The sequence below is a fragment of the Nonomuraea sp. NPDC051941 genome, from assembly GCF_044593615.1.
The window spans coordinates 1-20,164 of sequence record NZ_JBIUCF010000055.1 but is presented as its reverse complement, the minus strand read 5'-3'; the positions used below and the strand labels follow the sequence as shown (position 1 = coordinate 20,164).

Here is a 20,164-nt window from a genome sequence, read left to right as displayed (position 1 = left end):
TCTTTGGGAAGTACGTCGATCTAGCCTGCAGGCATGAAAACAAAGAAGAGCGAGACCGCCCGGAAGTGGGGTCTGCGGATTCACCTGCTCTTTTATGTGCTGTCCAATGTGGTCCAGGTCGTGGTCTGGTCTCTCTACGACTCGGGAAACCACTTCTGGCCTATATGGTCGATAGTCTTCTGGGGCATCGGGCTGGCCTTTCACGCCTGGAGCGTCTACTCACCGCCCCAATCGAATACCGCGCACTGAGCCGAGCAGTTGGAGAAGTGGGGATGGCCGACGTCATTCTCGACTGGTCCGCCACCCCGGGCTGACGCCGGTGAGGCGGACGAAGGTGGCGTCGGATGGCGCCAGACTCGCGGTCAAGTCCTCAGCGTCGCCGCAACCGAGCAGGACGGAGGTCGGGGTATCCAGGTGACCGCGGCCGTGATGTCCGGCACGCGCGCCGAACTGGACGAGCGCCTGAGACTTCCGTGACGATCCTGCCTGGCAGGTGGATCTCTTCTACGACCAATCCTGGGCCCATATACTCGGTGCACGCTGCGTCCCGAAACGGGTCGTAAGCGGACCAATCTGTCATGTCCATCCGGGAGTCGACGTGACCGGGCCCGCCCATCCCGTTCGGCCCGACGGCGAAGATCCGCCGACCGGTGCCGGTTCGCTGCGCCTGCAGATCCTCGGTCCGCTGCGGCTGTGGCGCGATGGCGCCGAACTGGACGTCGGCCCCCGGCAGCAGGCGCAGCTGTTGGCCCTGCTCCTGGCGCGCGTGGGCCATCCGGTCAGCACCAGGGAATTGATCGACCTGCTCTGGGCCGATGACGCTCCCGCCAGCGCGCTCAACCTCATCCAGAAGTACATCGGGGCATTGCGGCGGGTGCTCGAACCCGCGGTCCCCGCCCGGGCGGCCGGTACGTATCTGCACCGCCGCGGCAACACGTACGCGTTCAGCGCCGGCCCCGGCACGCTGGACCTCGTCACGTTCCGGGAACTCCTCGAAGCCGCCCAGACCGCCCTCGCCCAGCAGGCTCGCGAAGTGGCGCTCGACCACTACGTCAGAGCGCTCGGCCTCTGGCGTGGCCCCGCGGGGGACGGGTTGTCCTACGGATCGGCCGCGATGTCGATCCTGGCCACCCTGGACGACGAGTTCTACGCCGCCTGCGCGGCGGCGGCCGAACTGGCCGTGTCGTTTCGCCGGCCGGAGCGGGTGATCCCGGCGTTGCAGCTGGCCGCGTCGATGGCACCGTTCCACGAACCCGTACATGCCGGCCTCATCACCGCCCTCGGCGCAGCTGGACGGCAGGCGGAGGCGCTGTCAGCGTTCCACGCGGTCCGTGAGCGCCTCGCCGAGGAGCTCGGCATCGACCCCGGCCCGGCGCTGCAGGCCGCGCACCTGCGAGTACTGACGCAGACCCCGACGTCGCCGGCGGTGACGAGCACGGAAAGTGAGAGTGACCGCGCACCGGCGAGCCTGGTCGGCCGCGGCGAGGAACTCGGCGTGCTGCGGCAGACCATCGAGGCGGCGCTCACCGGCCGCACCGGGCTCGCCATCGTCGAAGGCGAACCGGGCGCGGGCAAGACACGCCTGCTGGAAGAGGCCACCGCCGCCGCGGACCGGCGTGGCGCGCTCGTCGTCTGGGCTTCCTGTCTGGAAGGCGACGGAACACCCTCGATGTGGCCATGGGAGCAGGCGCTCACCGTTGTCCTCGACAGCCTGCCCGCGTTGGCGCGCGAGAAGTGGCTGGCCAGCGAACTCGGTCGTCTCCTCGAATCTCGGGACGATGACGCCGCGCCGCCGGTTTCCGGCGGCCGCGCCCAGTTCCGCCTGTTCGAGCAGGTCGTCACCTTTATCGGCCAGGCCTCGGCAGAACGACCGATGCTGCTCGTCATGGACGATCTTCAATGGATCGATGCCACCTCGCTCCAGCTGTTCAACCACCTGGCGGGCCGGCTGCCCGCCGGCACCGCGATCGTCGGCGCCCTTCGCGACCGCGCGCCCACACCCGGCCCCGACCTTTCGCGGGTACTGGCCGCCGCCAGCCGGCTGCCCAACCACCGCAGGATCCAGCTCGGCCCGCTCAGCCTGACCGACGTGGCCGAACTCATCCGCCGCGAGACCGGCCACGAACCCGGTACGGACACCGCCCGCAACATCCACGTTCGCACCGCCGGCAATCCTTTCTTCGTCCGCGAACTGTCGCGGCTCCTCAGCGACCGCGGCGCGCTCAGCGACGGCGACGCATCGGCCCGGGCAGGGGTGCCGTCCACGGTGCGAGACGTCGTCCGCGACCGGATGGCGGGCCTCGACGACAGCGCTCGCGACCTGCTGCGGGTCGCCGCGCTGATCGGCCGCGACGTCGACCTCGGCCTGCTCGCCCGCGCCGCCGGTGTCGACTTCGCAGACTGCCTCGAACGCCTCGAACCGCTGCGCGCGCTGGGCCTGCTCGAAACGGGGCCGGAGGACCCGTTCTCGTGGCGCTTCGCGCACGACCTGGTCCGTGAATCGATCATGGAGACAACGGAGCAGCTGCGGACCGTCCGGCTGCACCTGCGTGTCGCGGATGCGCTCGAAGAGAGCCAAGCGGACGACGAGTCCATCACCGAACGTCTCGCCTTCCACCTGTCCGCCGCCGGTCCCCTCGCCGACCCGGTTCGTACCGTGGAGGCGCTGAAGCGCGCCGGTCGTCGCGCGACGACCAAGCTCGCGTTCGCCGCCGCCGACCGGCACCTGCAATCGGCCGCCCAGATCGCGCGGAACGCCGGGCTCCCGGAACTCGAGCTCTCCGCCCTCTCGCTACTCGCCATCGCCCCGCGCCGGCAAGCCGGGTTCGGCGGCACGACGTTCGATCTGCTGGAGCGTGCGGAACACCTGGCCCGCCAACTCGGCCGGGAGGTGGAGGCCGCCGGCCTCCTCTTCGCGCGCCTGTTCGGGGCCTACACCTTCCTGGAGTGGGACCGCGTTCGTCTGGTCCGCCGGCTGTACGAGCAAGGGGAGGCGTCCTCCGATCCGGTCGTCCGGGTGTACGGCCGGCAAGCCTGGGGCCTGCACCAGTGGGACATCGGCAACATCGGCGAGGCATACCGGTGCTTCAGCGAGAACAACCCCGCCCTACTCGACGGGGTTGTCTCCGCGCACAGCGAGACCCCGATCCGGCGTGACGTCTCGGGCGAGTGGCCCGGCTGGCAGGCTGTCATAACGGCACTGCACGGTGACGCCGGGACGGCGGAGACCATGATCGACAAGTGGAACGGCCCCGACGACTCGTATGCGGTCGCGACCTGGGCCTACTACACCACGATCATTGCTTCGATGGCCGGTGACGCGGCCTGGGTGATACGCACGATCGAGCGGTGGATGGCCGTGGGCACTGGCCGCGCCGCCGTCCAGCAGGAGCACTACGTACGGCTGAACTGGTACTGGGCCCGTGCCCTCACAGGCGATGACCCGGCCGGTATCGCGGCGGAGGCCGACCAGCTCCTGGCCGGGACGCTGGTCGACCCGCCGCGGTGGGGCGTCGCGTACCACCACGCGCTGATCGCCGAGATGTGGCTGGCCGCCGGGATGCCGGACGAGGCGGGCGTCGCCCTCGACCGAGCGGACCAGGCCCTCGAGGCCTACGGCCAACGCTACGCCGAAGGACTGGTCCTGCTGCTGCGGGCACGCCTGCTCCACGCCCGCGGCGAACCCGCCGAAGTCGTACGAGCCGCTGCCGAAAAGGCCCGCGACCGGTCCGACGAACGCGGGTCCCACCTCTTCGCCCGCCGCGCCGAGAAGTTCCTCACCGAGCTTTGATCGCGCTCAGGCCACACCGTCACGTTGGATCTGTGGATGCCGTCGAGCTCGGCCCCTGATCAACCAGCCGAATCCGGTCGCCGTGAAGAACATGACAATGCCGTACACCGCGCCCGGGATGGCGATCTCGGCACTGTTCAACAGCGTCGGGCTCAGCGCGATCGTGATGGCGAGCCCGGTGTTGTGGATGCCGATCTCGAACCCGGCCGCGGTGGCCGCGCGGTGGTCGACGCCGGCCAGGCGCGGCACGCCGTAGCCGATCAGCAGGCTCACGATGTTGAAGGCCAACGCGGCGAGCCCGACCGAGACGAAATAGCCGACGAGGTTCTCCCGCTCCGCGTACAGCACGGCGTAGATGACCCCGACCAGGACCACGACCGACAGCGCCCGGACGGGGAGGTTGAGCCGCCGCGCCGCCTCCGGCGCCCATGCGCGCACGAGCATCCCGATCGCGACCGGTACGAGCACCATCATGAAGACCTGCAGTATCTTGCCGAACTGCAGCCCGAGGGCGGCCCCATCGGGCAAGAAGTACCCGGCCGAGAGGTTCACCACGACCGGCAGGACGACCACGGCCAGCACCGAGTTGATCGCGGTGAGCGTGACATTCAGCGCGACGTTCCCACCGAACAGGTGGCTGAACAGGTTGGCCGCGGGGCCACCGGGCGACGCCGCGACCAGCAGCAACCCGACCGCCAGCTCCGGCGGAAGCCGGAAGACGAGCACCACGCCGAAACAGATCGCCGGCAGCAGCACGATCTGGCACAGCAGCGCGACCACGGCCGCCTTCGGATACTGACCAACCCGCCGGAAGTCGTCCAGGGTCAGGCTGAGGCCGAGGCCGAGCATGACGATGCCGATGGCGAACGGCAGACTGGCCAAGATCAACGCGGAACCCATAGCGGACATTCTCGGGCATACCTACAAGTTCTGGTAGGTCGCCGCAAGGTTTGCCGGGCGGGGGACGGTGGCTACCACTCGTCAGCAGCCTGGCCATTGCTCAGGTCTGCCGTGCGTGATCAGCGTGAGGCATTCCGAGCCGCGGGGACTGTGACGGCGACCGTCCCAGCCGCCTCGCCGACCTGCGCGGCCCAAGGGCATGTACGAGGTGCCGGTCAGCCGCGGGCGAGGACGGCGCGGGCGGCCGCGAGCTGCCGACCCTTGGTCTCCTGAAGCGCATGGAACTCGGCGGGGTGAGCCGCGACGGCATCGTCCTGGATGCGTTTCTCCACGGCCGACCAGATGGAGACGAGGTCGGTCCGCGCCTTGCACCCCACGTCCGCCTGCGCCGCGCGGATCTCCTCCTGGGATGCGGGGCCGCCCTTCATCCAGTGCCGGTCGGTGATGGCGGCGAGCGGGTCGGCGTACTGCCGGCCCTGCTCCCGCATGCACGTGCTCCAGGCCCGGAAAACCTGGACGACCTCCGGATTCCCCTGAGAGCGCTCGAAGGTCTCCGAGATGAGCCTGTTGAACAGGGCTTCGTCGACCTGCGGGGTGCCCTGCTCCAGGTGGTCCCGCGCCTGTTTCAGGCAGCCGTCCTTCTCGCCGTACGCCGCCTGCCGTTCCTTCGCCGACAGGCTTCGCATACGGCCGGCACGTGCGGCGGCGCGCCGGGCCACGGTAGGGCGGTCGGGCGGGTTGTGATAGCCGAAGAGGCGAGCGATCTCCGGTTCGACGACACCGTAGCGGCGGCGGTTGGCCGGCTCCACGTCCTCCGCCGCGCTCTGCGGCAGCACCTCCCACGCCATGCCCCGCCGCCGCATGCAGTCGCGGATGAGGAGCTCTTCGGCGCCCTCAAGGATGCCGATGTCCGACGGGGAGAAGTTGTAGCGGTCGAAGGGGATCGAGAGCTCTCGCGCCTCCACCCCCGGCGTCGGCACCGGAACCCGCGGCTCCGTCGCCGCCGCCGTCGAACAGGCGGCTGTCGCCGCGATCAGGAGCACCCCGACCGCTCCCCGCAGCCGAACAGACACGCTGATTCCTCCGATCGGCCGCGGGGCCGGGTACCGAACTCGGTGTCCTGCGAGCGGTTCAGGGCCTTACGGCCTGACGTACCTGATGGAGCTGGTCTTGTTGTCGAACCCGTTGTTCGTCAGGTCGCCGTCCGAAGAGGACGGCTTTGCCGCGTAGCCGTACGCGCCGGAGCAGTTGGCGGAGTTGTAGAACTGCACCCTGGCGGCGCTGTTGTTCCGCATGGAGCTCGCCTTGTTGTTCACTTTGAGTGCGTTGTAGCACAGGCCCCAGCCCTCGAACATGAACTCCTCTTCTGCGCCCTTGAACTTGTCGTGCTCGTACAGGCAGAAGGCCAGCTCGCAGGAGCTCACCGCCGGGTCCACCTCGGCCTGCGCAGTGGAGCCGACCCCCACCAGGCTGACCAGGGCCAGCGCCACCACACCGGCGCTGCGCACCCTTGCTCGCTTCATGCACACCTCATTCTCGTGGAGCCGAAATTGTTGTGATCATAGTCAGGTACATGCCGGAAAATTCCACGAATTCGGTTAAGTGGTGATCATGCGCCACCTCGTGCACACGGCCAACGGGTCACCCCACGTGGAGGTGCACGCGTTATGGCCGGGAACGTACGCCTGTGGGGGCGATCCTGTGCCGGCGGCGACCGTGGACGGCCGGACACAAAGCGAGCGGCCCGTCACCGCGTTTCCGCTGGTGACGGGCCTGCAAGGTCCGAACTTGCGTAGGCTGAGCCGACGGTCCCGCCAGAACGGGACCGTGGCGTGCGGCCAGGCAATCTTTCGGGTACGCACCGTACGACCTCGACCGGTTATGGATCGTGGCAGCCAACCTTACTGACAGGCCGCAACCCGCAGCGGGAGAGCTCAGCCCGCACCCGTCTGCCCCAGGATCGCCGATCCAGGGGCAACGGGGTCTTCACTTGTGAGCAGCACCCAAACGCCTTCGGCGTACTCCTGGCGGGAGATCCTGCCGTCGCCGTCGGTGTCCAGTTGGGCGAAAGCACCCTCGGCCACCTCGTGGGGGATACCTATCCCGCTGAAGAAGTGATCGAGTTCCGGCGCTGAGATGAACCCGTCTTCGTCGGTGTCGGCGGCATCGAAGGCGGCGCACGACAACGCGCTGGTCATCTGCTGGAACTGCGGATGGCTCGCGACCAGGTGGTCCACCGCCTGGGCGAACTCCGCCTCGCTCACCGCGGCATCGCCATCGAGGTCGGCGTCCTCGCGGATGTGTTCCCACCAGTCCGCGCACAACTGCTGAATGGCCTGATGCTGACGCGAGCCCGGGTCAGGGGCCACCGCGGCACATACCCTGTCCGCGATGAGCTTGAAGTCATCGGCAGCGATCTGCCCGTCGCCGGTGCTGTCAAGCAGTGCGAACAGGGCAGCGATGTTGGACTCGTGCAGAGAGCGGGTCACAGGTGTACCTCCCGGATCGAACGGCGTGGATCGCGACCGATCCCTAAGTATCCGGATGGCTCCGCTCAGTGACAGATGGCGCCATGGTGGCGACGCGGCAACACTAATGTGCCTTGAGAGAGCGCGTGGGAGCAGTACGCCGGTGTCCGCGAAAGAACGGCCTCCGAGAGAGAGTCCGACACCGGAGCATCGACACCCGGATCACTGTCATGCCATGTGGATCGTCAGCCACGCCTCAGCACTCGACATCACCGATAACCCTGCATCTTCCGCCGATACGGATGCGATTCGTGGCGAACAACAGTCGTGTGTCGTTACCAAAGCCGAGGCCCGCATGAAGACCGCTCCCCGGATCGCCAATGCCTACAACACCACCCGGCGGCACAGCGCCCACAATGGGCCGCCACCCATCACATTCGAGCATCACGTGGCCAGGCCGTACAAGCTGGTGACCAGGAGCGATGCCGCTATTCGATCGTGCGGAGCGCGCCCTCGGCCAGCACGTGCGCCGCCTTGATGCCGTCGGGCACGCCCGGGGCCTCCAGCCACTTCGGTTCCAGGTGATCCGCCCAGTCGATGATCTCGGAGGCGAGAGCCAGCGCCTGCGCGTCGCGGCCGTGCACGAGTTCCACGGCGAGCCGCAGGTACGCACCCTGCCGCGTCCCGTCGAGCTCGGCGGCCAACGCAGCGATCCGGTCGGCGGCCCGCACACCGTGCCCGGGATGCTGCGCGGCAAGGACCGCGAGCACGAAACGGATTCCCGGCGGCTCGGCGTCCCACCGGTCCAGTAGCACCGGAACCTGGTCACCGACGGTCCGGAACACCTCCTCGGTCCATGCACCCGGCTGGAGCGGCTCCTCCTCGTCCAGCGCGAGGTCGGCGAACGCGACCAGGTTGTCGTTGCGGCGGCCACCGGCGACCATCAGCCACAGATAGAGGTCCCGGCGCTGACGCGCGGGCACCATGTCGGCGACGATCAGCTCGGTGAGGAACGGCAGCGCGGGGGCGGTGGCCTCATAGCAGTCGCCCTGGTGCAGCAGGTCGTCACCGAACAACTCGTCGAGGACCTCGTCCCACTCCCCCGTACCGTCCGCCAGCTCGCGCAGCAGGCCGGGGACGTCGTCGGCGGAACCGTGCGCATGCTCCAGGTCGCCCCACGGCACGTCGTCGAGACCGGCCAGCTCCACGATCCCCGGGGTGGCGAAGTCCGGTGTGAGCGCCAGTGGTTCCAGCGGTGGCGCCGGAACGACGGTGACCTCCGGGACCGGCGGACGCGCCTTCGTCCCCTTCACCTCGATCGGGGCGGTCCAGCTGCGATACTCGGCCATCCTGCTGACGTCGAACCGGCTGCCGCCACTGGGCCGACCGCCATGCATCCGCGCGATCGCCGCAGCCTCCCGGCTCACCGCCTCGATCTGCCGGTGACCCACGGTGTCGACCGGGTAGGGGCCCTCGTCGAGCGCCATCACCAGCCAGCCGCCGTCCGGGTGCGGACGGGCGAAAACGCAGGGGAACCCGTACTCCGCGAGCTGCTCGGCGAACGCCTGCGCCGCCCCCTCGTCGGGCACGACGAAGTCGTGCATCCCCGCCATCGCGCTCCAACCAGCCACGCGCTCGTCTCCGTCCTGCCGCTTCTGCTGTCCTCCTCCTGCCAGCCTGCCAGATCGCCCGCGTCCTGCCCTGCCTCCCGCAGAAGGTGAGCTCGGATGACCGAGTCCGTCCTGATAGCTCGTCCGGGTTACTGCGATGGACCCGCGACGATACCCGGGGATGCGTAGGAAACGCTAACCTTCGGGCCCAACGTCGCGGCCCGAACGGCGGGCGCGGTGGAACACGAGGAGAACATGAGCCAGTACTTCCAGGTTGGCGATCAAGTCCTCTGGAACCCCTCGAACGGAGTCGCCGGCCTGTTCATGCGATCAGCGGAAGCGCTTGCCCCCGAGACAGGATTGCCGACGGGGCTCGGCCCTATGGTGAGCGACGAATGTGAGGTTGACCTGGCCGCCTTCGCGGCCTTCGTGAGTGCGCTAATCGAGCGCTACGAGCGTTCGAACCATCCCATCCTGCACTCACTCATGGAGGGCTTCATAGCGACGGCCCTCGTTCTCGTTGAGCGCGGCGGAGCAAAACTGCCCGTGCCCCATGCGAACGATGGCGGCTGGAGGGATGTGCAGGTGAGCGAACATTCCGCATGGCCACCAGGTGGCCAGGTACGTGATGTTGAGCGATGGGCGGCCCTTTCTGGGCAGCACGCTCGGGCCATGCCGCGCTAAGGCTCCTACGACACCCGACCACATGATCAATGGAAGAGCGACACAGACGCGGAGTACGCCCGGGGCTCAGGTTCCCGGCTGGAGCTGGACGAGGATCATCCAATTGTCCTCATCCTTCATGTAGGTGGCTCGAACCCTGTACTGGCCAGGCTCCAGATCAATGATGAGTCGATCGTCAGGCTCCAGCTCAGCACCGGGAATGGCCGAGTCGAAGAGCACGACCGCCTCCCGCACCTCCCAGTTCAGGTCTTCGTCATCATTCCAATCCGGCTCTGCCGCCAGGGCTCGCTCGGCTGCCGCGACCAGCTCGGCTTCGGAGTATGCGGCGGCCCAGCGCAGGAAGAGGCGTTCGGTCGGCAGATAGGTCGTCATGGCAGGTTCGTCGCCGAGAACAAGGGCTTGCCGCGCCCCAACGGTGACGGTACCGATGTAGCCCTCAACAGCGCAGGCGCGGCCGTAGTCTCCCCAGGTCTCGACGGGACCATCGTTGTCGTTAACACCCGCCCACGTGTTCAGCTCGGACTGGGGGATGGCGATCAGTGGACCTCCGGCGGTGCTGACCCAGGTATGCAGCACTGATGACCTCGCTCTCGATGCATGATCGTTCTTGGGGGGGACAAGGTACCCGCAGCAGTCAAATCCTCGAAGGGCACACAGGCGACCCGCTGTCTACCTATGGCCGAGTCAGCGCCCACATGCTTAGCCACGCGATCTGAGAACACCGTTATCCGGCTCTTCCATCGCCCCCGACCACGAATGGAGACCAGCCATTACCAAGCGGTCGTGGGGCGGCGGCGCGAGCACCGATCCGGTCGCGATCCCCGCCGGCATCGGTCGGTTCATCTCGCCCCACCGCCTTGCCGAGAGAATCTCTCCCTTCGATGCTATCCAGCTCACCGACGCCCGAGCTCAGTGCTGTCCGACGTCCCCGCGTGAGAGCGTTGGCCCGCAATGAGGACCCTGCTGCGGACTTTCAAGCGCTGATCCGCCCAATCCAGTCACGTGTTCTGAGACCTGATCGGAACCGATCACTGCCGATGATGGCCGTACGCGGTGACCCGCTGTTGGACGGCTCAAGGTTGGGCGGCGGCCATGACACCGTGTACGGCCTGATCGATGCGCTGAGCGGCCTGGTCGGGGTCGGGCTGGCCGGCATCCAGCCAGGCGATGACGGCCTCGAGGGTCAGGGTGGGGATCAGGTTCGCGGCCCAGTCCAGCCAAGGGCCCGCAGGGATCCTCCTGGCCAGGTTGCGGCGGGCGACCTCACGAGAAGCGGCGGTCATGGAGTCGATCAGTTCGCGAAAGTCGGGCTCGCGGGCCGCGTAGCGGAACAGCAGCCTGAAGCCGTCGGGATCAGCCGCGGCAGCGCGCACGAGGGCGGGGAGGGCGCGCTCGTCGAAGTCGTCGGTGCCAGTGGCCTCGGCCAGCCGCACGCACGCCCGGTCGAGCACGGCTCGGTACAGGTCGGCCTTGGAGTCGAAGTGCCGATACAACATCGCCCGGGTCAGTTCGGCCTCGGCGGCGATGTCGTCAAGGCCGGTGGCGGCGTAACCGGCACGGGCGAAGGCGCGGGTGGCAGCGTCCAGGATCTGCTCCCGCCGCTCGGCGCGCCGCAGCCGCCGCACCGGTGAAGTCGGGACGGCCTCAGAGGCGGTACCGCCTGCTTCGGGATTGCTCATCCCACCTCCACTTGTAGAAGCAGAAGTATACATGTAGTTTTTTAGACATCGAAGTATACAAATCTGCGTCTACCTCTTGGGGGAGTCGTGTCCGAACCCGTCCGGCTGCCGTTCCAGCAGCCCGGCCCGATGCAGCCGGCGCCGCTGCTGCGCCAGCTGCAGGCCCAAGGCCCGATCCACGCCATCCGCACCGCCGTCGGCGACCCGGCCTGGCTGGTGACCGACTATGAGCAGGTACGCGCTCTGCTGGATGACGACCGGCTCGGCCGCGCCCACCGCGAGCCCGAGGGCGCCTCCCGCACTGGTGAGTCAGCACTGTTCGGCGGCCCGCTGGGCGACTTCGACACCGAGCAGGCCGACCATCGGCGGATGCGCTCGCTGCTGCAGCCACATTTCTCGCCCAAGCGCATGCGCGCGCTGCGCGGCCGGGTCGAGACGCTCACGGCGAACCTGCTGGACGAGATGGCCACCGCCGGTCCATCTGCCGACCTGCACGCCGCGCTCGCCCTGCCGCTGCCGATCGCGGTCATCTGCGAACTCCTCGGCGTCCCGTTCGAGGACCGGGCGCAGTTTCGCGCCTGGACGCAGGCTGCCGCCGACATCACCGACCGGGCCCGCTCCGAGCAAGGGCTGGCCGAACTGTTCAGCTACGGGCAGCAATTGGTGGTCCGCAAGCGCGCCGCAGGGGAAGTGGACGCCGATGTGATCTCCCGGCTGGCCGCCACCGACGGCGTCAGCGACGACGATGCCGCCGCGATGGGCATGACTCTGCTGTTCGCCGGGCACGAGACCACGGTCACCGTGATCGGTAACGGTGCGCTGTGGCTGCTGACCACCCCCGGCCAGTGGCAGGCCCTCGTGGACGACCCATCCCGGATCGACGCTGCCGTGGAAGAGATTCTGCGCGCGCCTGGTCTGGGTGGCGGCGGCATCCCCCGCTACGCCCGCACCGACCTGGAGATCGCCGGAGCCCACGTCCGAGCCGGGGACCTGGTGCTGCTGGACACCGGCGCGGCCAACCACGACGCCGCCGTCTTCGCCGACCCCGACCGCTTCGACCTCGACCGGCCGCCGGCGCCGCACCTGACCTTCGGCCACGGCGCCCGCTACTGCATCGGCGCGCCACTGGCCCGCATCGAGCTGCAGGTCGTCTTCTCCCAGCTCGTCGCCCGCTTCCCCGCCCTGAAGCTTGGCTGCGCGGTGGAGGAGCTGACCTTCAACCCGAACGTGCTCACCGGCGGCCTCACCGCCCTGCCCGTCACCTGGTGACGACCACCGCATCGGGCAGGACGCGCCTACCACCCGGGAGCGCCGGCGGGCCGACCTGGACGCGGAGACCACCCGCTCGTTCGAGGCCTCCGGCGGTACCTACGGCTCTGCTGGTTGGTGTCCACCGCGGTCAAGCAGCTGATCCCGCTCGGCCTCATCGAACGGGTCCCCGCCCCCGGCAGCCGCCGCGACCACTATCGTTTCCGCGCAGGCGCTTGGGCCAGCTTGATGTCACAGCAGAACGCGATGCTGGCCACCATGGGCGCTGCCGCCCAGGAAGGCATTGACGCGGCGGGTGAGGACAGCATCGCCGGCCGACGCCTGCACGAGATGAAGGACTTCTACGCCTACATGACCGAGCAGTTGATCCCGCTCATCGACAACTGGCGCGAGCACTATGCCGCCAAGCACGCCGGCACTCCCCGGTAGCGGCTGCGTCTAACGTGCCGCCGGAAAGCGCGCGGGGCGGGAGCCTGTCGATGGCAGCTCCCGCTCCGCAGCTGTCGCCGGAGAGCTGACGACTGGCTTTCGCGTCATCCAGCCTGGGCGGGTCCTTGGGTGCCTGCCGGAGGTGTGTTCGGGCCTCCGGGGACGTGGCTGCGCAGGAGATGAACGCCCACCGCGATGATCCAGCCAAAGCCGGTCAGCAGGGAGAGATGTTCGAGCAGGCCCGCAGGAGCCGGGCGCCACACGCCCAGAACGTCGAGGCGGTAGGCGATGCCGGCGGCGAAGGCGAAGGCGATGATCAGGGCCCCGGACAGGCGCGAGTAGACGGCCCAGGCGCGACTCTGCTGTCCCAAGCGCCGGGCCAGTACAAACGCGGCGGCGCTTAACCCGGCGAACAGGGCGAAGCCGGCCGCCTGGTGGATGAGGCCGCTGGTGGTGAGCGCGCCGGTCGCCGGGGCGGGCTGCCCGGGCGGGTAGCCCAGCGCTGGATCGGTGGGCACCAGCCCAGCCACGATCATCCCGGTCGCCGCGGTCGCGAGCAGTGCCGGTACCCGGGTGGCCCCGCGGCCGCCGCGCAGGATTCGGCGTAGCCCGGCCGCGAAGGCCAGCAGGAGCAGCCCGCCCAGCACGAAGTTGGCCGTCTGCAGCCAAGCACGTTCGCCGGTGCCGAGCTGGCTGGCGCCGTGGTGCCAGAGGCTGTAGCCGGGGCGGGTCGCGCCGTCGGCCCACAACAGCACCGGTACGAGCACACCGGCGGCGACGCCGCTGCCGAGTAGCGCCGTGAGAGTACGCGTGGCCATAGGAAAGTCCTCCCGCTTCTCCGCGACCGCAGGTCACGGGCCGACCAGACTTCCCGGCTCACCAACAGCACGCCCCAGGTTGAGGCACATCCTTGATCAATACATGGATTTTAGCGCATACTGAAATAACTGCAAGAGGAGGCGGATCGGGTGTGACCAAGCAAGAGCAACTGCTGGAGTGGGTAGAGCGGGTCGCCATGTACCTGGCGCGCGACGGGGTGCCGCCGATCGCCGGGCGGGTGCTGGGCTGGCTGATGATCTGCGATCCGCCAGAGCAGTCCGCCGGGCAGATCAGCGACGCCATCGGCGCCAGCCGCGCCTCGCTGACCTCGAACCTGCGGCTTCTGACCAGCATGGGCTTCCTCGACTGGCGGACACGGCCAGGCGAGCGGACCGTCTACTACCGGATGGCCGAGGACGCTTGGACGGTTGTGGTGCGCCGGCAGGTTGCCGGGATCGCCGCGTTCTTGGACATCACCCGGGATGGGCTGGCGCTGGCCGGCCAGGAGGAGGACCGTACCGGGCGGATGCGTCAGGCGCACGCCACGTTCGAGTGGATGGCCAAGGTGTTCGATGACGCCCCACCGCCCCCATCGCAGGCACGGGCCGATCGGAGGGAAGAGGCATGACGCGACGGCCCGCAGCGGCGCAGACCGCGCTCGGCCCCATGATGATCGCCGCTGCCGAGCAGTACGAGCCACCCGGCCGACGCCTGATCGATGACGGGCTGGCGATCGGGCTGCTGCCCGTGACCATGCGCGCAGCCGTCCGGGCATGCCGATGGCCTGCCGTGCGCCGATGGATGATCGCAGCATCGGAGAAGCGCGCACCGGGGATCTGGGGCGCCGTGCTGTGCCGCAAGCGTTACGCCGACGACAAGGTCACTGAGGCCTTCCGTACCGGGATCACGCAGGTGGTGGTACTCGGGGCGGGGCTGGACACCCGTGCCTGCCGTCTGACGCCGTCCGGCGGGCGTGCCTACGAGCTGGACCTGCCGGCGAACGTCGAGGACAAGCGGCAGCGGCTGCGAACACTGTCCGGCGGCGTGCCGGAACACGTACGGCTGATCGGTGTCGACTTCGAGACCGACGATCTGGGCGGGGTGCTGGCCGAGCACGGGTTCCAGACCGGCAGGCCGGTGGTGTTCGTGTGGGAGGCGGTCACGCAGTACCTGACCGAGGAGGGAGTTCGCGCCACGTTGGCGTTCTTGTCCCAGGCCACGGCAGGCAGCCGGCTCCTGTTCACCTACGTGCTGCGGGATTTCTTGGACGGTGGCGGCCACGGGGCTATGGCGCTGTATGAGGAGTTCGTGGTCAAGCGGCGGCTGTGGCGGTTCGGTCTGGCTCCGGGCGAGGTCGGCGGCCTGCTGGCGAGCTATGGCTGGGTGGAGCGTGAGCAGGTCGGCGCCGCCGAATATCGGGCCCGCTACCTGGAGCCGGCGGGCCGTGAGCTGCCGGTGTCCGACCTCGAACGCTTCGTCTACGCCGAGAAGCGGTAGCCGCGCTCAGCCTGCGGCGAGGAAATCACGGATCTTCGCGGCGATGCGGGGATAGTCAGGGCCGAACCAGATCATGTGACTGTCGGCCCGGGGGTCCACCAGTTCGGCATTCGGCATCGCCGCGGCCAAGGACTCGGCGTGGGCAAAGGGCACTGACCGGTCGATGCGGGTGGCGATGACCAGCGTGGGCTGGCTGACCTGCGCGGCGCAGTCCGGCACGGGGAGCATGTCGGCGACGAAGCCGCTTCCGGAGCGCATCACGGTGAACAGTCCGGCCAGCGTGGCCCGCTCGGCGGTGGACAGGCGCGCCAGGACCTGGCGCGCGGGCAGGACTGACAGGTCATGGAGCAGCAGGCGCAGCCCCAGGGACGGTGCGAGGCGGACCAGGGACCGCAGGATCGCCCAGGTACCGGCCTCCACCCGGGCATTGAACACCACCCGGCCGCCCAGCCGGGTCAGCCGGTCGGGCCAGGGCAGGAATCCGACGGCGCTTTGCAGGATGACGCGCTCGACCAGGTGCGGGTGGCGGGCGGCCATGGTCAGCGCGGTGCGCCCGCCGGCCGAAATCCCTACCACCGTGGCCAGGCGTTCGATGCCTAAGGTCCGGCACAACTGGGAGGTGGCGTCGGCGAAGCCGGCCGGCGCGGTGCCCGTGGTCATCGGCGTACGCCCGTAACCGGGGCGCGAGGGCGCCAGCACCGTGAAACCGGCGTCGGCGAAGACCTCCTCACCCTGCGCCAGCCCCGCCCGCGTGTGACCGCCGTGGAACACCAGGATCGTCCTGAGGCCTTCACCCTCCAGCCGGTATTCCACCTGACCAGCCGGCAGGCGCGCGACGTTGGTGGTGCGCTCAGCGAAGGCCGCACCGGATGTGGACACCATGGCATCTCCTTGCGTGAAAGGGGATCACGACCTCGGACCAGGGGATGGGCAGACATCCGCGGGACGAGCCAACGGATCAGCCCCGGCACGGTCACTCCCGTCGGCGCATCTTGCGGGCGACGCTCCCGTACCAGGCCGGAACCTCACGCTCATCGTCGAACCAGCGCGCCACCACGATGTCGGTCGAGGAGTGCAGCAGGATCGACAGCACGATGGTCACTGCGACGAGCTGGAACACCTGCTCGGCGGGCGCGATGCCGGAGCCGAGCACGAGCAGCCCGTACACGACGGAGGCGAAGCCCTTGGGGCCGAACCAGGCCACCGCCGCCTGCTCGCGCACCGACAGCCCCGATCGCAGGAACGACAACCAGATGGCCGCCGGCCGGGCGAGCACGAGGGCGAGGATCGCGAACAGCCATCCCTGCCAACCGACCGACCCGAGCAGGGGCGGGGTGATGAGCGCGCCGAATACCAGCAGCGCGGCCAGCTTGAAAACTTCGGCGATGAGCTCGCCGAAGTGCTCGAACGACTCGCGCTGCCGCTGCCCGATGGTGGCGACGGTGATGCCGGCGAAGAAGGCGGCCAGGAACAGGTTGCCGTGTGTGGCCTTGCCGACGGCGAGCACGAGCAGGCCGATGGCCAGGGCGTTGAGCGGCTCGTACTGCGTCGAGGCGGAGAACCAGCGCGTCTGCTCCAGCTTGATCGCCGCCCAGGGGATGACGACTCCGATGAGCACGCCAAGGCCGAGCTCCAGGCTGAGCTCGCCCAGGTGCAGGTTCTGCGCTCCGGAGGCGATGGCCAGGAAGAGAATGACGAACGGCAGCGCGAGCCCGTCGTTGACACCCGACTCGACATTGAGTAGCTGCCGCAGCCGGGGTGGCACCTTCTCGTTGCCGACCAGGGCGGCGGCGAAGACCGGGTCGGTGGGCGCCAGGATGGCACCGATCAGCAGGGATTCGACCCAGCCCAGCCCCACCAGGTAGTGCGCACCCACGGCGGTGATGACCAGGGTGAGCGGCAGACCCCAGCCGAGCGCCCGCCCCGGCAGTCTCCAGGCGCTGCGCAACTCCGGCCAGCCCACCCGCATGCCGTCGGTGAACAGCACGGTGAACAGCGCCAGCTCGGCCAGCGTCGCCACCAGCTCATCGCCCTGCTTGAGCGAGACCACGCCCAACACCCCGTCGCCGAGGACGAATCCGGCCACCAGGAACAGCGCGGCCGTGGACAGGATGGTGCGGTGGGCCAGGCTGGACAGCAGCACAGCCAGCAGCAGCACGCCCGCGAACGCTGTCAGTAAAGCGCTCATCAGGGGCACCGCGAAGAACACATCATGGAACGCCTCCGGTCGGTCCAGCTATCGCGATCTTGCCGACCAGACTTCCCGGCGCACCAACGCTCACCTTAGCAGCGGCCGTGTCAAGCGAACAGACGGATTCTTGACGGCGCAGACGGCCGCCTTCACGGTGAACGGGGCGGTGAGCTGCCGATCCGCTCTCGGCGATCTTGACAGGGCTTGATACGTTGTCTACAGGTGAGCCGGGAAGTCTGGTCGGCACGTTCTGTCCCCGTCGAGCGAAGGATGTGCCGGTGCGCGCCCGAGAATTGCTTACCGACTTCCCTACGGTCCGCCTGGATTCTCCCGTGATCGACGCGGCCAGGTTGCTGGCCGAGCAGGATCTGCCGGGTCTCATCGTGGTCGACGGAGGAGACTCGCCGGTCACGATCCTGCCCGGCACGCAGGTGCTGCGCCTGGCCGTGCCCGGCTACTGCCAGGACGATCCGGCGCTGGCGCGGGTGGTGGACGAGTCACACGCGGACGCCTTCCTCCAAGCGCTGGACGGCCGCACCGTACGCGAGGCACTGCCACGGCAGCCCCGCGAGCTACCGGTCACCGACCCCGAGGCGACCGTGCTGGAGCTGGCCGCACTCATGGCGCGCACCCACAGCCCGCTGATCGGCGTCGTCGACGAGCACCGGCGGCTGATCGGGGCGGTGACGCTGCAGGCACTGCTGGACCGGGTGCTCCCGGTATGAGCGTGCTCGCGTGGGTGAGCGTGGCGGTCTTCCTGGCCGCGTACGCACTGATCGCTACCGAGAAGGTCCACCGGGTCGCGGCGGCGCTCGGCGGCGCGGGGATCATGCTGCTGATCCATGCCACCAAGGGCGAGGCGGCGTTCTTCTCCCGGCACGCGGGGATCGACTGGAACGTCATCTTCCTGCTGCTGGGCATGATGATCATCGTCGGTGTACTGAAGCAGACCGGCGTCTTCGAATACCTCGCCATCTGGGCCGCCAAACGGGCCCGCGGCCGGCCGTTCCGGCTGATGGTGCTGCTGGTGCTGATCACCGCGGCGGCCTCGGCGCTGCTGGACAACGTGACCACCGTACTGCTGATCGCTCCGGTGACGTTCCTGGTGTGCGAACGGCTCGCCGTCAACCCGGCGCCCTTCCTGATCGCCGAGGCGATGTCCTCCAACATCGGCGGCGCGGCCACCCTGGTCGGCGACCCGCCGAACATCATCATCGCCAGCCGCGGCGGCCTGACCTTCAACGACTTCCTTGCCCACATGGCCCCGATGATCATCGTGTTGATGGCGGTGTTCGTGGGGTTGTGCTGGCTGATGTTCGGCCGATCGTTCCGCTACGACCCCGAACGCGCCGAGTCCATCATGGCGCTGGACGAGCGGGAGGCGATCGCCGACCGGCGACTGCTGTGGCAGTCGCTGGCCGTGCTCGCCCTGGTGATGGCCGCGTTCGTGCTGCACCCGGTGCTGCACTACGAGCCGTCGGTGGTCGCGTTGCTGGGTGCGGGCGTGCTGGTGGCCGCGACCAAGGTGACCACCGAAGAGGCCATCGCCGAGGTCGAGTGGCCCACGCTGGTGTTCTTCGCCGGCCTGTTCGTCATGGTCGGCGCCCTGGTCGAGACCGGCGTCATCAAGGAACTGTCGCGGGCCGCTGTCTCGGCCACCAGCGGGCAACCGGAGGCCACCGCCCTGGGACTGCTGGGTGTCTCGGCCGTGCTGTCGGCCATCGTGGACAACATCCCCTATGTCGCCACGATGAGCCCCATCGTGGAGCAACTGGTCCAGGCCAACGGTGGGCACGACGTGCTGTGGTGGGCGCTGGCCTTCGGTGCCGACCTCGGCGGCAACGCCACCGCGGTCGGTGCCGCGGCCAACGTCGTCGTGCTCGGCATCGCCGCCCGCAACGGCACGCCGATCAGCTTCTGGCAGTTCACCAAGTACGGCCTGATCGTCACGGCGGTCACCGTCGCCCTGGTCGCCCCGTACCTGTGGCTGCGATACCTCCTCTGACCGGCGTCAGCACCCACAGGTGGACAGAGTGGGCCACGGCGACCTCTTATAACCAACCCCCGACGAGTTGCCATCTGCAGCAAGGCACCCCCTCTGGACACACCGGAGTAGTTGGTGGATTATGTTTACGATCCCGTTCCGTTAATAAATTGAAGGCTGATCATGGAGACCGATGTTCTGGTGGTCGGCGCAGGGCCGGTGGGCCTGGCGCTGGCGTGCGCGTTGCGGCAGTACGGCGTATCGGTCCGCGTGATCGACAAGGCAGCGGGGCCGGCCACCACGTCCCGGGCGAACTTCGTGCACGCTCGCGGCTCGGAGGTGCTGGACCGTCTGGACGCTCTCGGTGACCTGCCGGAGGAGTCGGTGCGGGCGATGGCCATCACCACGTACGCAGGGGACCGTCCGATGATGAAGATCCGGTTCGGCGACCCAGGGCTGGGCACCGCGGCTCCGCCGATGGTGATCTCTCAAGCCAGGGTTGAGGCGCGGCTGCGTGAGCGGCTTGCCGAGTTGGGCGAGCGGCCGGAATGGGACAGGAGACTGACCGCCTTGGGCCAGGACGCGGCCGGGGTCACCGCGGTGCTGGCCGATGGGAGTACCGTCCGGGCGGGCTGGCTGGTGGGCTGTGACGGGAGCGGCAGCTCGGTTCGTGGGCTGGCGGGGATTAGCTTTCCCGGGGTGAAGGTCAGCGAGCGGTTCCTGCTGGTCGACGGCCGCCTCGACCCCGAGCTGGACCGGTCGGGCACCAGCGGCTGGGCGCACCCCGACGGCGTGCTGGGCGCGATGCCGATGCCGGGCGATCAGTGGCGACTGCTCGCCTACG

Annotated in this window: 20 protein-coding genes; 10 read left to right on the top strand and 10 right to left on the bottom strand. The window is 68.8% G+C overall.

The features are described from left to right. The first annotated feature begins 33 nt into the window (after window positions 1-33). Complete coding sequence (locus tag ACIHFD_RS55670) at window positions 34-249, top strand: 2TM domain-containing protein (RefSeq protein ID WP_397373823.1); 216 nt, start codon at window positions 34-36, stop codon at window positions 247-249. Between the two features lie 244 nt (window positions 250-493). Further along, window positions 494-3,790: an ATP-binding protein gene (locus tag ACIHFD_RS55665; RefSeq protein ID WP_397373822.1), complete on the top strand. Its 3,297-nt coding sequence runs from the start codon at window positions 494-496 to the stop codon at window positions 3,788-3,790. A gap of 6 nt (window positions 3,791-3,796) precedes the next feature. Here ACIHFD_RS55665 and ACIHFD_RS55660 read toward each other — a convergent pair whose 3' ends face one another. The 5 genes from ACIHFD_RS55660 to ACIHFD_RS55640 all read right to left on the bottom strand — a co-directional run bounded on the left by ACIHFD_RS55660 (window position 3,797) and on the right by ACIHFD_RS55640 (window position 8,789). Further along, window positions 3,797-4,690: a bile acid:sodium symporter family protein gene (locus ACIHFD_RS55660; RefSeq protein WP_397373821.1), complete on the bottom strand. Its 894-nt coding sequence runs from the start codon at window positions 4,688-4,690 to the stop codon at window positions 3,797-3,799. 215 nt (window positions 4,691-4,905) lie between these two features. Continuing rightward, a complete protein-coding gene (locus ACIHFD_RS55655) occupies window positions 4,906-5,763 on the bottom strand; it encodes a hypothetical protein (protein WP_397373820.1) in 858 nt (285 codons plus the stop codon). A gap of 66 nt (window positions 5,764-5,829) precedes the next feature. Beyond that, window positions 5,830-6,213 carry a peptidase inhibitor family I36 protein gene (locus ACIHFD_RS55650; RefSeq protein ID WP_397373819.1) on the bottom strand — a complete coding sequence of 128 codons (384 nt, stop codon included), beginning with the start codon at window positions 6,211-6,213 and terminating at the stop codon, window positions 5,830-5,832. Between the two features lie 411 nt (window positions 6,214-6,624). Further along, window positions 6,625-7,179 carry an EF-hand domain-containing protein gene (locus ACIHFD_RS55645; RefSeq protein WP_397373818.1) on the bottom strand — a complete coding sequence of 185 codons (555 nt, stop codon included), beginning with the start codon at window positions 7,177-7,179 and terminating at the stop codon, window positions 6,625-6,627. Between the two features lie 467 nt (window positions 7,180-7,646). Continuing rightward, the gene (locus tag ACIHFD_RS55640; RefSeq protein ID WP_397373817.1) at window positions 7,647-8,789 is read right to left on the bottom strand and encodes a hypothetical protein; all 1,143 of its coding nucleotides are present in this window, start codon (window positions 8,787-8,789) and stop codon (window positions 7,647-7,649) included. A gap of 234 nt (window positions 8,790-9,023) precedes the next feature. Between ACIHFD_RS55640 and ACIHFD_RS55635 the strand changes: the two genes are divergently transcribed. Then, a complete protein-coding gene (locus ACIHFD_RS55635; RefSeq protein ID WP_397373816.1) occupies window positions 9,024-9,452 on the top strand; it encodes a DUF6086 family protein in 429 nt (142 codons plus the stop codon). A gap of 66 nt (window positions 9,453-9,518) precedes the next feature. Here ACIHFD_RS55635 and ACIHFD_RS55630 read toward each other — a convergent pair whose 3' ends face one another. Beyond that, window positions 9,519-10,028 (bottom strand): Imm21 family immunity protein, encoded by a 510-nt coding sequence (locus ACIHFD_RS55630; RefSeq protein ID WP_397373815.1) that lies wholly within the window; start codon window positions 10,026-10,028, stop codon window positions 9,519-9,521. Window positions 10,029-10,525: 497 nt separating this feature from the next. After that, window positions 10,526-11,131 carry a TetR/AcrR family transcriptional regulator gene (locus tag ACIHFD_RS55625; protein ID WP_397373814.1) on the bottom strand — a complete coding sequence of 202 codons (606 nt, stop codon included), beginning with the start codon at window positions 11,129-11,131 and terminating at the stop codon, window positions 10,526-10,528. 87 nt (window positions 11,132-11,218) lie between these two features. Here ACIHFD_RS55625 and ACIHFD_RS55620 point away from each other — a divergent pair, with 87 nt between their 5' ends. Beyond that, on the top strand, window positions 11,219-12,400 hold the full coding sequence (locus ACIHFD_RS55620) for a cytochrome P450 (protein WP_397373813.1): 1,182 nt from the start codon (window positions 11,219-11,221) through the stop codon (window positions 12,398-12,400). A 117-nt stretch (window positions 12,401-12,517) separates the two neighbouring features. Next, window positions 12,518-12,829 (top strand): GbsR/MarR family transcriptional regulator, encoded by a 312-nt coding sequence (locus ACIHFD_RS55615; RefSeq protein ID WP_397373812.1) that lies wholly within the window; start codon window positions 12,518-12,520, stop codon window positions 12,827-12,829. Between the two features lie 104 nt (window positions 12,830-12,933). On the opposite strand, the gene ACIHFD_RS55610 is transcribed toward ACIHFD_RS55615, so the two are convergent. Further along, the gene (locus ACIHFD_RS55610) at window positions 12,934-13,647 is read right to left on the bottom strand and encodes a DUF998 domain-containing protein (protein ID WP_397373811.1); all 714 of its coding nucleotides are present in this window, start codon (window positions 13,645-13,647) and stop codon (window positions 12,934-12,936) included. A gap of 152 nt (window positions 13,648-13,799) precedes the next feature. Here ACIHFD_RS55610 and ACIHFD_RS55605 point away from each other — a divergent pair, with 152 nt between their 5' ends. After that, on the top strand, window positions 13,800-14,276 hold the full coding sequence (locus ACIHFD_RS55605) for a GbsR/MarR family transcriptional regulator (RefSeq protein ID WP_397373810.1): 477 nt from the start codon (window positions 13,800-13,802) through the stop codon (window positions 14,274-14,276). Next, window positions 14,273-15,145, top strand: a complete 873-nt coding sequence (locus tag ACIHFD_RS55600) for an SAM-dependent methyltransferase (RefSeq protein WP_397373809.1) — start codon at window positions 14,273-14,275, stop codon at window positions 15,143-15,145. The genes ACIHFD_RS55605 and ACIHFD_RS55600 overlap by 4 nt, the downstream gene beginning before the upstream one ends. Window positions 15,146-15,151: 6 nt before the next feature. On the opposite strand, the gene ACIHFD_RS55595 is transcribed toward ACIHFD_RS55600, so the two are convergent. Both ACIHFD_RS55595 and ACIHFD_RS55590 read right to left on the bottom strand, forming a co-directional pair. Continuing rightward, window positions 15,152-16,027: an alpha/beta fold hydrolase gene (locus ACIHFD_RS55595; RefSeq protein ID WP_397373808.1), complete on the bottom strand. Its 876-nt coding sequence runs from the start codon at window positions 16,025-16,027 to the stop codon at window positions 15,152-15,154. A gap of 91 nt (window positions 16,028-16,118) precedes the next feature. Further along, window positions 16,119-17,333, bottom strand: a complete 1,215-nt coding sequence (locus ACIHFD_RS55590) for a cation:proton antiporter (protein WP_397373807.1) — start codon at window positions 17,331-17,333, stop codon at window positions 16,119-16,121. Between the two features lie 281 nt (window positions 17,334-17,614). On the opposite strand from ACIHFD_RS55590, the gene ACIHFD_RS55585 reads away from it, so the two are divergent. The 3 genes from ACIHFD_RS55585 to ACIHFD_RS55575 form a co-directional block, all read left to right on the top strand. Continuing rightward, window positions 17,615-18,061 carry a CBS domain-containing protein gene (locus ACIHFD_RS55585; RefSeq protein WP_397373806.1) on the top strand — a complete coding sequence of 149 codons (447 nt, stop codon included), beginning with the start codon at window positions 17,615-17,617 and terminating at the stop codon, window positions 18,059-18,061. Beyond that, complete coding sequence (locus tag ACIHFD_RS55580; protein WP_397373805.1) at window positions 18,058-19,341, top strand: ArsB/NhaD family transporter; 1,284 nt, start codon at window positions 18,058-18,060, stop codon at window positions 19,339-19,341. The genes ACIHFD_RS55585 and ACIHFD_RS55580 overlap by 4 nt, the downstream gene beginning before the upstream one ends. Window positions 19,342-19,503: 162 nt before the next feature. After that, the coding region (locus ACIHFD_RS55575; protein ID WP_397373804.1) for an FAD-dependent oxidoreductase at window positions 19,504-20,164 on the top strand (661 nt) is incomplete at its 3' end.

Bases quoted from the DNA above. Each gene is read 5' to 3' on its own strand.
- ACIHFD_RS55610 (WP_397373811.1), bottom strand. From the start codon at position 13,647: ATGGCCACGCGTACTCTCACGGCGCTACTCGGCAGCGGCGTCGCCGCC.
- ACIHFD_RS55580 (WP_397373805.1), top strand. From the start codon at position 18,058: ATGAGCGTGCTCGCGTGGGTGAGCGTGGCGGTCTTCCTGGCCGCGTAC.
- ACIHFD_RS55625 (WP_397373814.1), bottom strand. From the start codon at position 11,131: ATGAGCAATCCCGAAGCAGGCGGTACCGCCTCTGAGGCCGTCCCGACT.
- ACIHFD_RS55590 (WP_397373807.1), bottom strand. From the start codon at position 17,333: ATGAGCGCTTTACTGACAGCGTTCGCGGGCGTGCTGCTGCTGGCTGTG.
- ACIHFD_RS55635 (WP_397373816.1), top strand. From the start codon at position 9,024: ATGAGCCAGTACTTCCAGGTTGGCGATCAAGTCCTCTGGAACCCCTCG.
- ACIHFD_RS55650 (WP_397373819.1), bottom strand. From the start codon at position 6,213: ATGAAGCGAGCAAGGGTGCGCAGCGCCGGTGTGGTGGCGCTGGCCCTG.
- ACIHFD_RS55660 (WP_397373821.1), bottom strand. From the start codon at position 4,690: ATGGGTTCCGCGTTGATCTTGGCCAGTCTGCCGTTCGCCATCGGCATC.
- ACIHFD_RS55670 (WP_397373823.1), top strand. From the start codon at position 34: ATGAAAACAAAGAAGAGCGAGACCGCCCGGAAGTGGGGTCTGCGGATT.
- ACIHFD_RS55595 (WP_397373808.1), bottom strand. From the start codon at position 16,027: ATGGTGTCCACATCCGGTGCGGCCTTCGCTGAGCGCACCACCAACGTC.
- ACIHFD_RS55600 (WP_397373809.1), top strand. From the start codon at position 14,273: ATGACGCGACGGCCCGCAGCGGCGCAGACCGCGCTCGGCCCCATGATG.